The sequence below is a fragment of the Streptomyces sp. NPDC003393 genome (assembly GCF_053589015.1).
Genome location: NZ_JBSFRB010000011.1, coordinates 133,029 through 149,048 on the forward strand (window position 1 = coordinate 133,029; position 16,020 = coordinate 149,048).

At 71.7% G+C, this 16,020-nt stretch carries 14 protein-coding genes; 4 read left to right on the plus strand and 10 right to left on the minus strand.

The features are described 5' to 3' along the window. Positions 1-57: 57 nt before the first annotated feature. A complete protein-coding gene (locus tag ACWDUZ_RS14475; RefSeq protein WP_451632129.1) occupies positions 58-3,318 on the plus strand; it encodes a GH92 family glycosyl hydrolase in 3,261 nt (1,086 codons plus the stop codon). A gap of 35 nt (positions 3,319-3,353) precedes the next feature. Here ACWDUZ_RS14475 and ACWDUZ_RS14480 read toward each other — a convergent pair whose 3' ends face one another. The 3 genes from ACWDUZ_RS14480 to ACWDUZ_RS14490 form a co-directional block, all read right to left on the minus strand. Continuing rightward, positions 3,354-3,896, minus strand: coding sequence for a GNAT family N-acetyltransferase (locus ACWDUZ_RS14480; protein ID WP_451632130.1), 543 nt, complete (start codon positions 3,894-3,896; stop codon positions 3,354-3,356). 151 nt (positions 3,897-4,047) lie between these two features. Further along, complete coding sequence (locus tag ACWDUZ_RS14485) at positions 4,048-4,842, minus strand: SGNH/GDSL hydrolase family protein (RefSeq protein ID WP_451632131.1); 795 nt, start codon at positions 4,840-4,842, stop codon at positions 4,048-4,050. 737 nt (positions 4,843-5,579) lie between these two features. Beyond that, positions 5,580-6,287, minus strand: coding sequence for a TetR/AcrR family transcriptional regulator (locus ACWDUZ_RS14490; RefSeq protein ID WP_451632132.1), 708 nt, complete (start codon positions 6,285-6,287; stop codon positions 5,580-5,582). A 149-nt stretch (positions 6,288-6,436) separates the two neighbouring features. On the opposite strand from ACWDUZ_RS14490, the gene ACWDUZ_RS14495 reads away from it, so the two are divergent. Then, positions 6,437-7,660 (plus strand): saccharopine dehydrogenase family protein, encoded by a 1,224-nt coding sequence (locus ACWDUZ_RS14495; RefSeq protein WP_451632133.1) that lies wholly within the window; start codon positions 6,437-6,439, stop codon positions 7,658-7,660. A gap of 217 nt (positions 7,661-7,877) precedes the next feature. Here the strand turns inward: ACWDUZ_RS14495 and ACWDUZ_RS14500 are convergent, their stop codons facing one another. The 3 genes from ACWDUZ_RS14500 to ACWDUZ_RS14510 form a co-directional block, all read right to left on the minus strand. Next, complete coding sequence (locus ACWDUZ_RS14500) at positions 7,878-8,852, minus strand: L-threonylcarbamoyladenylate synthase (protein WP_451632134.1); 975 nt, start codon at positions 8,850-8,852, stop codon at positions 7,878-7,880. A 93-nt stretch (positions 8,853-8,945) separates the two neighbouring features. Further along, entirely contained in the window at positions 8,946-9,590 is a 645-nt protein-coding gene (locus tag ACWDUZ_RS14505; RefSeq protein ID WP_451632135.1) for a carbonic anhydrase, read from the minus strand. A 395-nt stretch (positions 9,591-9,985) separates the two neighbouring features. After that, positions 9,986-10,834: an alpha/beta fold hydrolase gene (locus tag ACWDUZ_RS14510; protein WP_451632136.1), complete on the minus strand. Its 849-nt coding sequence runs from the start codon at positions 10,832-10,834 to the stop codon at positions 9,986-9,988. 55 nt (positions 10,835-10,889) lie between these two features. Between ACWDUZ_RS14510 and ACWDUZ_RS14515 the strand changes: the two genes are divergently transcribed. Then, positions 10,890-11,405: a GNAT family N-acetyltransferase gene (locus ACWDUZ_RS14515; RefSeq protein WP_451632137.1), complete on the plus strand. Its 516-nt coding sequence runs from the start codon at positions 10,890-10,892 to the stop codon at positions 11,403-11,405. Positions 11,406-11,531: 126 nt separating this feature from the next. Here ACWDUZ_RS14515 and ACWDUZ_RS14520 read toward each other — a convergent pair whose 3' ends face one another. From ACWDUZ_RS14520 to ACWDUZ_RS14535, 4 genes are read right to left on the minus strand one after another with little or no spacing between them, the layout of a single operon-like run. Beyond that, entirely contained in the window at positions 11,532-12,407 is an 876-nt protein-coding gene (locus ACWDUZ_RS14520; RefSeq protein WP_451632138.1) for a PhzF family phenazine biosynthesis protein, read from the minus strand. Positions 12,408-12,457: 50 nt separating this feature from the next. After that, the gene (locus ACWDUZ_RS14525) at positions 12,458-13,255 is read right to left on the minus strand and encodes a hypothetical protein (protein WP_451632139.1); all 798 of its coding nucleotides are present in this window, start codon (positions 13,253-13,255) and stop codon (positions 12,458-12,460) included. After that, a complete protein-coding gene (locus ACWDUZ_RS14530) occupies positions 13,242-13,901 on the minus strand; it encodes an ABC transporter ATP-binding protein (RefSeq protein WP_451632140.1) in 660 nt (219 codons plus the stop codon). The genes ACWDUZ_RS14525 and ACWDUZ_RS14530 overlap by 14 nt, the downstream gene beginning before the upstream one ends. A gap of 11 nt (positions 13,902-13,912) precedes the next feature. Further along, positions 13,913-14,557, minus strand: a complete 645-nt coding sequence (locus ACWDUZ_RS14535) for a TetR/AcrR family transcriptional regulator (protein ID WP_451632141.1) — start codon at positions 14,555-14,557, stop codon at positions 13,913-13,915. Between the two features lie 325 nt (positions 14,558-14,882). On the opposite strand from ACWDUZ_RS14535, the gene ACWDUZ_RS14540 reads away from it, so the two are divergent. After that, on the plus strand, positions 14,883-15,932 hold the full coding sequence (locus ACWDUZ_RS14540; RefSeq protein ID WP_451632171.1) for a PP2C family protein-serine/threonine phosphatase: 1,050 nt from the start codon (positions 14,883-14,885) through the stop codon (positions 15,930-15,932). Positions 15,933-16,020 lie beyond the last annotated feature (88 nt).

Here is a 16,020-nt window from a genome sequence, read left to right on the forward strand (position 1 = left end):
GGGCGGCGGGTTCTCGGCGCCGTCACCGCGGGCCTCCTGGTGGCCGCCGCGACGGCCATGACCGTCACGCCCGCCGCGGCGGCGGGCCGGGGCGCGGCCAAGGTCAAGGACCCGGCCACCTACGTCAACCCGCTGATCGGCTCGTCCAACGCGGGCAACACCTACCCCGGCGCCGTCCGGCCGTTCGGCATGCTGGCGTGGAGTCCGCAGAACTCCCGCGGCAACCAGTTCTCGACCCCCGCCCCCGGCGGTTACCAGTACGACGCCACGAAGATCCGCGGCTTCAGCCTCACCCACCTCAACGGCGTCGGATGCTCCGGTGCCAACGGCGACATCCCGATCATGCCGTACGTGGGTGACGTGGACTCCTCGCCCACGGCCGACACCACCGACTCCAAGTATGCCGCCACCTTCTCCCACGCCGACGAGACGGCTTCCGCCGGCTACTACAAGGTGCGACTGGACAGCGGCGCCTCCGCCGAGCTGACCGCCACCCCCCGCACCGGCTCGGGCCGCTTCGGCTTCCCCGCGGACAAGCCCGCGAGCATGCTGTTCCGCACGTCCAACTCCGAGAGCGGCAGCACCGCGGCCGACGTCCGGGTGAACGTCGCCGACAGGACCGTGACCGGCTCGGTGAGCGCCGGCAACTTCTGCGGGCCGCAGAGCGCCAACAACCGCAAGGACCTCTACACGCTCTACTTCACCGCGCACTTCGACACACCGTTCGCCACGTCCGGCACGTGGACGGACGGAACCCTGCGGCCGGGCTCCACCTCGGCCCAGGGCGGCACGGGCATCAACTCGTCCGGCAACCCGGTCGCCGGCAAGGGTTCGGGAGCCTACGTCACCTTCCCGGCGGGCACCACCGACGTCCGGGCGAAGGTGGCCATCTCCTACGTCGGCCCGCAGAACGCGGAGGCCAACCTCCGCGCGGAGAACCCGCCGGCCAAGACCTTCGAAGCCGTCGAGTCCCAGGCCAAGGCGGCCTGGAAGAAGGAACTGAGCAAGATCGAGGTGAGCGGCGGCACCGACGCCCAGCGCACCACCTTCTACACCGCGCTCTACCACTCGATGCTGGAGCCCACCCTCACCAGTGACGTCGACGGCCGCTATCTCGGCGCCGACCGCAAGCCGCACAGGCTGGCCAAGGGGCAGAAGGCGCAGTACGGCACCTTCTCCGGCTGGGACCAGTACCGTGCCCAGGTGCAGTTGATGACCCTGCTGAACCCGAAGGCCGGCAGCGACTACGCGCAGTCCCTGTTCAACTATGCACAGCAGAGGGACGGCGAGTGGGACCGCTGGCTTCTGGAGAACGGCAAGACCAGTGTCATGTCCGGCGACCCCTCCGCCCCGGCGCTCGCCGCCATCCACGCCTTCGGCGGTCATGACTTCGACGTGAAGGGGGCTCTGAAGTCGCTGGTGACCGCCGCGACCGTGCCCACGGCGAACGACTCCAGCAGCGCCGGCTGCAACGTGGAGTGCGTGGGACAGCGCCCCGCACTCGACACGTACCTGAAGCTCGGTTACGTACCGGCCGACGGCTGCCACTGCTGGGGCGGCGCCGCCGAGACGCTGGAGGACGCGGCGGCCGACTTCGCCCTCTCCTCCCTCGCCGGGCGCGTCGGCGACCACGCCACCGAGAAGACGTTCCTCGCCCGCTCCGGCAGCTGGACCAACGTCTTCGACCCCAACGCCACACCGCAGGGCGGGTACATCCGCGACCGCAAGGCCGACGGCACCTGGGCGGGAACGTTCACCCCGGGGACCGGCAGCGGATTCGTCGAGGGAACCAGCGCCCGCTACACCTGGATGGTCTACTCCGACGTGGCGGGACTGGCCAGTGCCATGGGCGGCGACGACGCCGCCGTCACCCGCCTCGACTCCTTCTTCCGCACCCCGGACGGCGCTTTCGACTTCTCCGCGCAGGACGGCACGCGCTACGACCCGACCAACGAGCCCGACATCAACGCGCCCTACCTGTACGACTACCTGGGAGCTCCGTACAAGACGCAGGAGACGGTCCGCGCGGAGATGGACCAGCTGTGGAACGACACCCCCGGCGGGATCCCCGGCAACGACGACGCCGGGACGATGTCGTCCTGGTACGTCTTCTCGGCGCTGGGCATGTACCCGCAGGTGCCCGGCCGTGCCGACATGGTGCTGACGGCACCGCTGTTCCCGCAGGCCGTGATCCACACCGGGAACCACAGGACCATCAGGGTGAACGCGCCCGCCGCGTCGGCGGACAACATCTACATCCAGAGCCTGAGGACCAACGGCAAGAAGTCCGACAAGCCCTGGGTGCCCGCGTCCTTCGTCACCCACGGCGGCACCCTGGACTTCACCCTCGGCTCCAGGCCCGACACCTCCTGGGGCAGCGCAAAGGCCGATGCCCCGCCGTCGTTCCCGGGCGGTGGAGTGCGGTTCTTCACCGGTCTCACCCCCTCCGAGCTCAAGGCCGAGCCCGGCGGCGACGCCGCCACCGCGACGGTCAAGGTGCAGGCGCTGCGGGACCAGGACACCGAGGTCCACTGGACCGCCACACCTCCGGCGGGCATCACCGTGACGCCCTCCCAGGGCGACATCACCGTGCCGGCCGGCGGATCCGCCGGCGCCAAGGTCTCCGTCTCGGCCGCCGCCGGGACCGAGGAGGGCTTCTACACCATCCCGGTGACCTTCACGTCACCGTCGGGTGCGACGCTGCCGAAGACGTCCGCGTCGGTGACCGTCGCCGCCAGGAACAGCATGCTGTGGAACGTCAACAGCAACGGGATCTCGGCCGACGACACCAACCCGCAGGCCAACTTCGACGGTGAGGGCTGGAGTTACTCGGCGGCCGCGCTCGCCGCCGCCGGCGTCGAACCGGGTGGCACCGTCTCCTCCGGCGGGTTCACCTTCACCTGGCCCGACGCCGCCGCCGGTGATCCCGACAACATCGAGGTGGTCGGGGGCGGTCAGGTGCTCGACGTACCGGCTGCCGAGGGCGCCACGAAGCTGAGTTTCCTGGGAAGCGCGGCGGAGGGGGCGGCCAGCGGCACGGTGACGCTCACGTACACCGACGGCACGACCCAGCAGGCCGACATCGGCTTCAGCGACTGGACGCTGGGCGGCGGTTCGCAGAGCCCCTCCTTCGGCAACACGGTCGCCGTCACCACCGCCTACCGTGACGTGCAGGGCGGCGGCAAGGACCCGGTGGCCACGGACGTCTTCGCCACCGCACCCATCGCGCTCCAGGCAGGCAAGAAGCTCGCGAGCGTGACGCTGCCCGCCACGACGAACGGCGGCGTGATCCACGTCTTCGCGGTGGCGACCGCCTGACGAAGGCCGTCCGGCAGGGTCGCACACAGGCCTGCTCAGCTCTGCGAAGGGCTGAGCAGGCCTTCGTCACGCACCAGTTCGGTGGCCAGGAGGTCCATCAGGAGGCCGTCGTGCCAGGTGTCGTCCGGGCCACGCTCGTACTGCCGCATGACGCCGACCGGCCGGAAGCCGACCTTGGTGTAGCAGCGGATGGCCGCGGTGTTGTCGGCCGCCGGGTCGATGATCAGTCGGTGATAGCCGTGGACGTCGACGAGATGGCAGGCCAGGGTCCGCACGGCGTCGGTGCCCAGGCCCCTGCCGTGCACTGCGGGATCGAGAAAGAGATCGATGCCGGCATGCCGGTAGTCCGGCTCGTCCTCGGAGTACCACTGGATCATGCCGATGATCCGTTGCCGGTGTTCGACGGTCAGGCACCGGGTGGCGGAGTCCTCCAGATCGGCCGCGACCTCTGCCTCGAGATCGTCTCCGCCGCGCCACCGGGCCCGTACCTCAGGTGTGGCCCGGATGGCGGCCAGGGCATGGACGTCGTCACGGACCGCGGGGCGGAGGACGAGCGAGGCCCCGTGCAGCACAGTCATGACGAGAACCCTACGCGACCGGTTCCGCGCCGATGGGACCGGTCATGGGGAGCCGGCCGACGGCTTCCGTCCGATCGGCACGGCCGGGGCAGGGCCCCAGCCCGTGGGCGGTTCCACGAGCGGGGCCCGGCCGGGTGTGTCACGGAGGCGGTCAGCTCTTGGCGTTGAGGACGGGGTAGTAGCCGGAGGCGTGGCCGGCGGCGGTGGGGTGGTAGGACTCCCAGCTCGGGGAGATCACCAGGGAGTGCAGCCAGTCGTCCCCGGAGCACAGTTCGTGCCCGTTGAAGGTGGAGCGGACGTCGCCGAAGACGAAGCCGTGGGCCGCCGCCCGGCCGGAGATGACGCTGTCGAGGACGTCCGCGGCCTCGTCGATCTTGCGGTGCTTGGTGTCGCTGAGCCCGATGCAGAAGACGCCGAGCGTGTAGACGTGCGGGTACCCCAGGACGACCACCTTGGCGTTGGGCGCCTTGGCGCGGATCGCGTTGTAGGTGGTGTCGAGGCGGGCGGGAAGCGTGTTCCGGGCGTAGTTCTCGGCCTGGTTGACCCGGTTGACGCAGTCGGTGTCGGAACCGGTGACGCAGGTGGTCATGACGTCGGAGAAGCCGGCGTCGTTGCCGCCGATGGTGAGGGACACCAGGGTGGTGGCGGAGCTGAGCGGGCCGAGCTGGGAGTTGGTCACGTCCGTGGTCACCGCCCCCGAGCAGGAGGTGTCGGCGAACGACGAGGGGGCGTGGGCGTTCTTCCACAGGTAGGGGTAGGCGTTGAAGCTGCGGTGGCAGCCACCGCTGGCACTGTCGTAGTTCCCGGCGCCGTTGCCGGCCGAGTAGGAGTCTCCCAACGCGACGTAGACCGCTCCGGCCGCCTGCGCGGGAACGGCCAGAGCCAGGCTGAGCAGTGCCGCGAAACACAGTGCGGCGAGGGCTGACAGGGATTTGACGGGTCTCACGGAACCTCCCGGAGCAGAAGCCGGCTGCCAGGGGTGGGGCAGCAAGGCGTTGGTGTCATGCTCATGTCAGAAACGCGCAAGGGTGCACGCGCCCTGGCCATGTCTGGGTGCGGGGCGAGTCGAACGTGAAGGGCCGCCGTGCCGAGGGGCGGTGGGTGTGCGACGGGTCGCGGGAATCCGGGTGTGCGTGCTGTCAGGGTGTGATCGGCTGAGCGTCAGTGCCTGAAGTGCCGAGCTCTACACAGGTGTTGGCCTGGGTGAGGTCGCAGACGGTCTGGTTGCTCGCGTGCCCGGTCACGGCGTCGGGGGTCCGAACGGTGCCGCCGCGACCATGAGGGGCCGGATTCGGGGGTGGGGGCCGGCGTTCGTGCGTCGCCGGGGATGCTCGGTGGCCTCTGTCGTGAACACTGTTGCCGACGGGCGAGGTGCCGTGACGATCGGTCCGTCGGGCCCGGTGGTGCTGGACGTCCTGATCCGCACGCGTTCCTCCTGGGGGTGGGGAGGTCGGTCAGCAGGTACGACAACGGCACGGGAGTGTGCCCGGCCCACAGCGACCAGGCATGCTCCTGACAAGTTCAATACGAGAGTATTCCGGGGTGCGGGGCGGTCGGCAAGGAGTCGGCGGGGAGAATTTACGCGCGTAGCCCTGGGGGCGTTGCCCGACGGGGCATCAACTCCCGTTACCCGGCGCTTTGATCGAGGTGACCGCCACGGCGGGTCGGCCGACACTGCCGGCGTCACGCCCCGACGCGGCGCAACTGCCTCTCTATGTGGTCCAGGAGCATCTCCAGGGCGGCCGGGAAGGCGCTGTGCGGCATGCGCCGGGCGAGGAGATGCGCGGTGGCGGCGATGTTCGGATGCGACTCGGCGGGCAGGCGTGCATAGGTGGACTGCCACATCTCCTCGTCCCTCGCCCGCGCCTCGTCGGCCAGCGCGAGCGATCCGGCGTCGAGCGCGGCGAAGGCCAGACTCTGGTCGATGAACACGTGGTACACCCCGACCGCCACCGGGTCGGGCAGCCCGGCGCCCCGCAGGATACCGAGGATGGCCTCGTCCACCGCGATCTCGCGCGGTCTGCCGGTCACCCTGCTGGCGGTGAGGACGGCGGCCTGCGGATGGGCGAGATAGGAGGCGTGGACGGCCCGGCCCAGCGCGCGCAGGTCCGCGCGCCAGTCACCGGTGGACGTCCAGCTGTCCAGGGCGCGTCCCATCAACTCGTCCCCGATGGCCCGGGCCAGATCGTCCATGCCCGCGAAGTAGCGGTACAGCGTGCTCGGGTCGGCGCCGAGGGCCGCCCCCAGGCGGCGCGCCGTGAGCCCGGTGCTGCCGTGCTCGCGCAGCACGCGCAGAGCGGTGCGCACGATGATCTCCTCGGACAGCACGGTGCCGCCGCGCGTACGCCGGCGCCGCTGACGCGCGGCCTCCGGCACGACGTGCTTCGCCATCTCCTCGCATCCTCCTCCAGCCACCCGCACGTGCCTGAGGGCGGCCGGCCTCCGACCCTTATGCCAACACAGTTGACCTTACCGCCTCGCGTCGCGTTGCATCGACCCCGTCCGGAGGCGCTCGCCTCCGGGAACGAAAGGTGTGTGACATGCGCGTACTTCTCGTGGGCGCGGGTGGCGTGGGGACGGCCGTCACCCGGATCGCGGCTCGCCGCGAGTTCCTCACCCACATGATCGTGGCCGACTACGACCTCTCCCGCGCCGAAGCCGCGGTCGCGGCGCTGGGGGAGAGCGGTGCCCGGTTCGGTGCACGGCGGCTGGACGCCTCGGACGGCGACGCGGTCCGCCGGATGCTTCTCGAGGAACGGTGCGACGTACTTCTCAACGCCACCGACCCCAGGTTCGTGATGCCGCTGTTCACCGCGGCACTGGAGGCCGGCGCGCACTACGTGGACATGGCGATGTCGCTGTCCGCCCCGCACGTCTCGCGTCCCTACGAGGAGTGCGGCGTCAAGCTCGGCGACGAGCAGTTCGCTCTGGCCCGGCGCTGGGAGGAGGCAGGACGGATGGCGCTGGTCGGCATGGGCGTCGAACCCGGCCTGTCCGACGTCTTCGCCCGGTACGCGGCCGACGAACTCTTCGACGACATCGAGGAGATCGGTGTCCGCGACGGTGCGAATCTCACCGTCGAGGGCTACGACTTCGCGCCGTCCTTCAGCATCTGGACGACGATCGAGGAGTGCCTCAACCCTCCGGTGGTCTACGAGAAGGACCGCGGCTGGTTCACCACCGCCCCGTTCAGCGAGCCGGAGGTCTTCGACTTCCCCGAGGGCATCGGCCCGGTGGAGTGCGTCAACGTCGAACACGAAGAGGTGGTGCTGATTCCTCGCTGGGTGGAGGCGCGCCGTGTCACGTTCAAGTACGGCCTCGGGGACGACTTCATCGCCAAGCTGAAGACGCTCCACGAGTTGGGACTGGACGCGACGACCAGGGTGACGGTGCCGGGGGAGGACGGGCCCGTGCGCGTCTCCCCGCGTGACGTCGTCGCCGCCTGCCTCCCCGACCCGGCGGGACTGGGGGAGCGGATGACGGGCAAGACCTGTGCCGGCACCTGGGCCAAGGGCACCAAGGACGGGGCGCGGCGTGAGGTGTACCTGTACCACGTGGTCGACAACCAGTGGTCGATGCGCGAGTACGGCTCGCAGGCCGTCCTGTGGCAGACGGCCGTGAACCCGGTCGTCGCCCTGGAGCTGCTGTCCACCGGCGAGTGGTCCGGCAAGGGAGTCCTCGGTCCGGAGGCTCTGCCTCCACGCCCCTTCCTGGACCTCCTCACCGCGTACGGCTCCCCTTGGGGCATGCGCGAGGAGAACTGATCGCAGACCAGGCGCGGCGGCTCGCGGCCGGCCGCCGCGACCGAGGTGAGCCCGCCGTGGCCGGTCCGTGGCCGACGCGGCGGCGCGGCGACTCGGGAACGTGCCGGGCGACGACGCGGCGCAGCGCGCCGGGGATCGCGGCGAGCCCGGACGTCGAGCGCCACGGAGCCGGGTCCGGGACCGCGGGTCCCGCCACCGGCGTGCCGGTGCCGGTGACTCAGGAGGGCCTGGGTCCCGCGGCGCGGCGGAGCCGGTTGGCGATCGCCAGTCCCAGCCCGTCCTCCTCGGGCAGGGACGCGACGATGAGGTCGCATCCCTGCCGGTCGAGCTCGCGCAGGAGTCCGTACAGGCCGCGGGCATAGGCGGGCGGCGAGTCGGGGAGGGCCACCACGGCGTGCGCCTTGACCGGGGCGTCGGCGAAGGCGGCGGGAAGGAGGACGCCGACCTGGTGTCCCAGCTCCTGTGCGCGCTCCGCTTCGGCGACGACCTCCTCGGGCTCGACGAGGACGACCCGGGCTCGGGGCGCGTAGTGCGACGGATGCTGGCCCGGCACCCGGATCGGGCTTGCCGACGGGACCGCCAGGCGGTGCCCGAGCACCGCTTCGAGATCCTCGCGCGTGACCCCGCCGGGCCGGAGGATGCTCGGGATGTCACCCGTCGCGTCGACGATCGTCGACTCGACGCCGACCTGGCAGGGGCCGCCGTCCAGCACGAAGTCGGTTCCGTCGCCGAGCTCCGCGCGCACGTGGTCGGCCGTGGTGGGGCTGACCTGGCCGAAGCGGTTGGCGGACGGTGCGGTGACGCCGCCGCCGAAGGCCGCGAGCAGTGCCAGGGCGACAGGGTGGTCGGGTACGCGCACGGCCACCGTCTCCAGCCCGCCGGTCGCTTCCAGGGGCACCCGCCGGCCTCGCCGCAGCACCAGCGTCAGGGGCCCCGGCCAGAAGCGCTCGGCCAGCAGGCGCGCCGTCGCGGGCACGTCCTCGACCCACTCGTCCAGGTGCTGAGCGCCGCCGATGTGGACGATCAGCGGATGGGAGGGCGGGCGCCCCTTGACCTGGAAGATGCGCGCGACCGCGGCGGGGTCCTCGGCGTTCGCGCCCAGGCCGTAGACGGTTTCCGTGGGGAAGGCCACCAGGCCCCCCGTGCGCAGCACATGGGCTGCCTTCTCGATGTCACTGGTTGTCGCCGACACCCTCGCATCCTCTCACCGATACGCTCCGGCCCGTTCCACGGTCCCGTCGACGCATAACGACGAACGGGCCCCTACGGCACCGCCCACGGGCTGTCACGGCGTGGTGGGGACCGCCGCGTCGAGGCCACGCGCGGCGACGAGCTGCGCGCTGCCGTCCGCGAGGCGGTAGCACAGGCCGACCACGGCGGCCCGGCCGGCGGCGACGCGCTCGCCGAGGATCCGGGAGCGGTCCAGCAGCAGGTCGACGGTGGAGCGCACGTGCTCGGCGAGGACCTGGTCCGCCTCGACATGTCCGGCGGCCCGGGCGGCGAGCACACTGGGGGTCACGCGCTCGACGACGTCCCGGATGTATCCGGCGGGCGCCTTGCCGTCCTCCAGCGCGGCGCACGCGGCGCCGACCGCGCCGCACGAGTCGTGGCCGAGGACCACCACGAGCGGGCAGTCCAGCACGTCCACCCCGTACTCGATGCTGCCCAGCACCTCGGCGCCGACGATGTGCCCGGCGGTGCGGACCACGAACAGGTCACCCAGCCCGCGGTCGAAGATGATCTCGGCCGCCAGCCGGGAGTCCGAGCATCCGAAGAGCACCGCGAAGGGATACTGGACGGGCGCCGTCTCGGCGCGGCGGGCGGCGTCCTGGTTCGGGTGCTCGGGAGTGCCCGCGACGAAGCGCCGGTTGCCGGACAGCAGCAGGTCGAAGGCTTCCGCGGGGGTCGGGGAGGAGGTCTGCGTGGTCATGGCGGCAGCATACGAGCAGGCGCCCCCACCCGCCCGCAGGGCCTGGCCGGGGGAGGTGCGGTAGCGTCCGGGCAAGTGCGACCCGACGTGTCGGAGGCGCTGGGCGGCGGGCCGGCCGACCGCGCACAGGCCCGGGGCTTTCTGCGGTGGTTCGCCGACCGGTGGACAGGGCGCCCGCTGCGGCCCGGGGACGGTTGCACCGCGGGCGAGCTGCTCGCCGCGGAAGACGATCTCGGCTTCACGCTCCCCGCCGCTCTGCGCGAGGGCACGCGCTCCTGGGCCGCCGGGACGACCTGCCCCGCAACAGGAGGCCTTGGTCCTGCCGGCCGGCCTCGACGTCCACGACGTCCTGGGCGGCGTCCTGGTCCTGCCGCCCGTGCCGAACCGACTGTTCGTCATGCTGATGCGGCAGTGTGCTCCAGGATCGCCGGGACGACGACCGGCCAGTCGGCTCGGTCGATCCCGTGACCGGCGTCCGCCAGGACGAGAAGCCTTCCCCCGGGGATCTGCTCCGCGAGCGCCTCACCGTGCCGGAGCGGGAACAGCGGATCGGCGGTTCCGTGGATCACCAGCGTGGGCACGGAGATCGACGACAGGGACGCGGGTGGGAGGTCACCCTCCGGAAGCGAGTCGTGGTTGCGGGCGGCGGTGAAGTCGTGAGCGCGCTCGACCTCGCGCCGGACGAGACCGCGGGCCGCGGCCTCGTCGAACGGGCGCCGACCTCCCGCGAGGACGCGCGCATGGGCGACCTGGTGCTCGACCGCCGAGTCGGCGTCGGACCGGTCGACGGGTGCGGTCGCGACGAACCGCGTGAACTCCTCGGCCGGTGGCGGAAGCGGGCGGCCGCCGGGCACGGCGCGGGAGGTGCTGATCAGGACGAGTGAGAGGACACGAGCGGCGTGATGGAGCGCGAGGAGCTGCGCGAGCGCTCCTCCGGCCGAGACGCCCACGATGTGCGCGGCCGGGATCTCGTAGGCGTCGAGCACGCGGGCGGCGTCGCCGACCAGGTCCGCGCCGGTGTACGCGGCCCGGCCCGGCTCGTAGGTGACGGATCGGCCGGTGTCACGGTGGTCGTAGCGGATCACGTGACGGCCGCCCTCGGCGAGCGTCCGGCAGAAGTCCTCCTCCCACCACAGCATCGAAGCCCCCGTGCCCATGACGAGCAGGACGGGCGGATCCGACGGGTCGCCGAAGGGCTCGGTGCACAGCCCGATACCATCCGCCTGGATGAAGCGCTCGGCCATCGCCGTGTCCCCTCTCCCGTCCCGTCCTCGTCGAACGTCCCGAGCGGAAGGCAGTGTGAGCGTCCTGGAGCCCACGACCGTCCACACCGGCCGGCTGACCCTCCTGCCGTTGTCGGTCGAGCACGCCGACGAGATGGCCGCGGTGCTGTCCGACCCCGGCCTGCATACCTTCATCGGAGGCGTTCCGGCCACCGTGCGGGAACTGCGCAGCCGCTACGAACGGCTGGTGGCCGGCTCGCCCGACCCCAGTGTGTCCTGGTGCAACTGGGTCGTACAGCTGCGTGACGCGGCCTGCCTGACCGGCACGGTCCAGGCGACGGTCACCGCCGACGGCCACGGAGGTGTGGCGGAGATCGCCTGGGTGGTGGGCACCCCCTGGCAGCGGCGTGGCATCGCCACCGAAGCAGCCGGGGGGCTGGTCGCCTGGCTCCGGGAACAGGGCCTGCGCACGGTCATCGCCCACATCCACCCCGACCACAAGGCATCGGCAGCCGTCGCCGCCGCCACCGGCCTGGTCTCCACCGGCCAATGGCACGACGGCGAAGTCAGGTGGCAGCGGACGATCGGCTGACCACCCGTCCCCGAGCCGGCGCGCCGGATCCGCCGAGTCGGAAGCGTGGACGGGTGCCACTGTGCGCTGACGTGTCGTCATGGTCCCCTCGGCGGCGGCGGGTCACGCCGTCGTCAGGCCGGCGTCTCACTCGATGCGCGCTCCCGTGCCGCTGACGCGGACGCGCGGCTCACCGGGGCGCAGCGTCACGGTGAGCTCGCCGGGACGGCCCAGGTCCTCGCCCTGGTACAGGGTGAGGACGGCGTCGTCGGGGACCAGGCCGAGTTCACGGGCGTAGGCACCGAAGGCGGCTGCCGCGGCGCCGGTCGCCGGGTCTTCGACGACGCCGCCGACGGGGAACGGGTCACGCACGTGGAAGACGGTGGCCGACGCCCGCCACACCAGCTGGACCGTGGTGAGGTCCAGGCGGAGCATCAGCTCTTCGAGGCGCGCGAAGTCGTATGCGAGGTCCGCGAGGCGAGCACGCGACGCCGCCGCGAGCACGAGGTGGCGGGCGCCGGCGAAGGCGATACGGGGCGGGAAGGCCGGGTCGAGATCGGCGGCCGGCCAGTCGAGCGCGGCGAGTGCCTCCGCGAGGTCGGCGGCGGTGATCTCCTCGATGTGCGGCTCGACGCTGGTGAGCGTGGCCCTCATGGCCCCGCCCTCCTCGGCGACCTCCACCGGCACGGTGCCGGCGGGTGTCGAGAACACCAAGTGCCCGGGGCCTGTCCGCTCGGCGAGCGCGATGGCGGTCGCCACGGTGGCGTGCCCGCAGAACGGCACCTCGGCCTTGGGGCTGAAGTAGCGGATGCCGTACGTTCGCTCCTCCTGCCCACCGGAACCCTGCGGCGCGGTGGTCAGGAACGCGGACTCCGAGTACCCGAGGCCGGCGGCGATGGCGAGCATGTCGCCGTCGTCCAGCCCGGAGGCGTCCAGGACGACACCGGCGGGGTTTCCGCCGTCGGGGGAGCTGGAGAAGGCGGTGTAACGCAGCACCTCGGGCTGCGGCGCGTTCGTCGTCATGATCGAGGAACCGGCCCGTGCCGACGGCTATTCCTGCGTGGGACCCATGGTCACCCGCGGTACGTCCGGTTGCGCGTCCTGAGCCGGAAGACGGCCAGCCCCACTGCGCCGAACGCTGCGGCCCAGACCGGCCCGAGGGCGAGATGGCGCCACAGAGCGGTGTGACCGAAGGAGCCGCCGACGGCGAACTGCATCGGCCCGAAGGACGGGAACCACTGAAGGACGGGCTTGTTGGCGAGGGGATTGCCGAGGGGGTTCTGCAGGAACGTGTCCATCAGCCCGCCCATGATGATCAGGAAGAAGCCCTCCAGGTCCCGCTTGACCAGGACGCCGAGAAGCAGTCCGAGGGCGCCGTAGGTGAGGGCGATGGCCGCGAATCCGGCCAGCACGGCGAACCAGCCGCCCGCTGTCGGCCGCCAGAAGAACAGGATGGCCAGCGCGGTGTAGAGGGCGATCGCGCCGGTGACCGCCGCGATGGCGAGGGTCTTGGCGCCGATGAGGGTGGACTGCCGGAATCCGGCGAAGACGAGACGACGGTCGAAGGCGAGGGCCTTGCGTACGGCGTCGAAGACGACGAACCCGGCGATCATCGTGACGGAGTTCAGGCCCGCGGAGATCAGAGTGAGGCGAGCGCCGTCGACGTGCAGGACCTCGCCGGTGGCGTACAGCTTGAAGTCCAGTGCCTCACCCGAGGCCATGGTGTCCATCACCAGGTACCAGACCGGCACGAAGACGACCAGCAGCAGCCCGGCGAGCCGGTTGCGGGTCTGGTCGCGCAGCGAGAAGCGCAGCGCGGTCGGGAACTGACCGTACAGCGGTCGCGGGTGTGCGGTGTCAGGCGTCGGCATGGCGTTCCTCCCGGGAAGCGGTACGCGGGGCGAGGCGGCCGTCGGTGAGGTCGGCCAGCAGGTCGAAGCGGTCCTGTTCGAAGACCAGGTGGGTGATGATCACGACGGCCTTGCCACGGGCGCGCAGTGTCTCGACCAGGTCCCAGAAACGCAGGTACGTCTCCCAGTCGAAGCCCTGGTACGGCTCGTCGAGGAGGAGGACGTCCGGGTCGTGGAGCAGGGCCAGGGTGAGGTTGAGCTTCTGGCGGGTGCCGCCGGACAGTTCCCCCGCTGCCGTCCGCTCGTACCGCTCGAAGCCGAGGAGACGGAGGAGTTCGCGGCCGCGTTCCATGTCGGGCAGGCGCCGGGCGGCGGCGAAGTAGCGAAGGTGCTGCTCGACGGTGAGCGCCCCGTTCAGGACCGGGACCTGTGGGCAGTAGCCGAGAGCCCCGGCCAGCGAGACTTCCCCGCGGTCCGCGGGCTGGGTGCCCGCGAGGATCTTCAGCAGGGTCGACTTGCCGGCGCCGTTCTCGCCGACGACGGCGACGAGTTGCCCGGCGGCCACCGTCAGCTCGGCCCCGCGCAGAACAGTGTGTCTGCCGTAGGACTTGTGGATTCCGGTCGCCTGGAGGACAGGCGGGTGTGCGGGTGTCGAGCCGGTCGCCATGCGCGGCCTCCCTATGAAGCGTCTCCCTGTGGGCGTGGTGCTGCCGCGTTCAGCCCGCCCGCGTAGATGCTGAGCAGCTCCGGCGCCCAGCGGGCCATGCCCTCGGCCGACAGCGGGTCCGTGCCGAGGACTTCGGCCAGGCGGTCGCGCAGCAGGAACAGGGCGAGGTCGTTGGCCAGGAGAAGGGCGGCGCGCACCGCCGGGTCCGCCCCGGGGGCGGCCAGTCCGGCGGCGGCCAGGCCGTCCAGCGCGATCCTGCTCAGGTCGTACAGCCGCCGGAACAGCAACCGTCCGGCGTCGGTGTCCGACAGCAGGAGCCGGCGCAGGTAACCCGGCAGGGGCGAGCCGTCCGGGAGGTGACGGGCGAACGCCTCGCTCAGCGAGCTCGCCCCGGCACCGGGATCGAGCAGTTCCGCTCCGCCGTCACCGGTCAGCTCGCCGAGCATCGCCTCGAAGACGTCCAGCACGTACTGGTCGACCTCCTGGCGCAGCCCCTCCTTCGACCCGAAGTGGTGCACGACCAGTCCGGGCGACACACCCGCGGCGGACGCGATCTGCCGCACGGTGACCCCCTCCGGTCCGTGGGTGGCGAACAGGCGGAGCGCCTCGTCGCGGATGACGGCCCGTGTGGTGCGGTCGTCGGGGATTGAACGCATGTACAGCATGCTAAACGTTTGTTCAGTAGATGTCCAGGGCGGCGGCCGGGCTCGGTGACGGCACGTCAGCTCACCCGTGGGTGACCCGAAGAGCGTCGGCACCCCGTGAAGTCCGGGACATCGGACATGTCGAAACTCGGCCTCTATTGGATAAAGACGCGAGGAGGGAGCCGCTTCGCCGGGAGGACCATTGCATAGCCTGAAGGCGGGGAGGGCCTCTGCGGCGGAAGTGATCCGGCGGCTCTCGAACACTGCTGGCCGCTGGAAGGACGTCGTGACCGTGGGAAACCCGAGATCCGGTTCCGTGCTGCTGTCCTGGCTGCCGATGGCGGCGATGGCCGTCGTGGCCGTGGCGGACGTCGTGGTCGGACCGGGAGTGGGGTTCCTGCCGCTGGTCTCGCTCGGACCTGCCTTCTCGAGCCTGCTGGGCGGGTGGCGGCGCACGGCGTCGATCGGCGCGGTGGCTCTGCTGCTGTGCGTGGCGCTGGGCCTGTACGACGGGCTGTTCGAGGAGCGCCGGGGGTTCACGGCGATGGTGTCGGTGGCGGGGGTCACCGCCGCGGGCATCGCGGCCGCCGTGCGGCGCTCACGCAGGGAGGCGGAACTGGCGAGCGTGAGGTCGATCGCGGAGGTGGCCCAGCGGGTGCTGCTGCGGCCGGTGCCGCGCTCCGCGGGCCCGCTGCTGGCGGCGGTGTCGTACACCTCGGCGGTCGCGGAGGCGCGTATCGGCGGCGACCTGTACGAGGTGGTCGCCTCCCCGCACGGCATCCGCGTGATCGTCGGTGACGTGCAGGGCAAGGGGCTGGCCGCGGTGGAGACGGCCGCCGTCGTGCTCGGGGCCTTCCGGGAAGCGGCCCACGACGAACCCGACCTGGTCGGGCTGGGCGAGCGGCTGGAGCGCAGCGTGGCCCGCGAACTGGAGGGCGAGAGGTTCGTGACCGCCGTGCTCGCCGAATTCGCCTCCGAGCGGGAGGTGGTCTTCCTCAACCACGGTCACCCCGCGCCGATGGTCGTCCGTGAGGACGGCGGCGTCGACTTCCCGCAGCCGCCCTCCTACGCCCTGCCACTGGGGCTCGGCGCCCACGGGGCCGAGGGACCGAAGCCGTATCGGGTGGACTTCGCGCCCGGTGACCAGCTGCTGCTGTACACGGACGGTGTCACCGAGGCCCGGGACTCCGAAGGCTCCTTCTACCCCCTCGGGGACCGCGCGGACCTGCTGAAGGAACCTGACGCCGACCGTGCCCTGGAGGCCCTGCGCGCGGACCTGGTGCGGCATGCCGCCGGGCCGCTCCACGACGACGCCGCGATGCTCCTGCTCCGCTACCACGGCCACGGCCACAGCCATGCCGCGGGGCCGGGCGCTTCCCTCGAGTGAAGCGCGTCGGCCGCGGTGCGGTGAAGGCGACACACGCCCGAGCGCGTGGTCCCGTGAGTGCCACGGGTCGCACCCGCACGGCTTGATC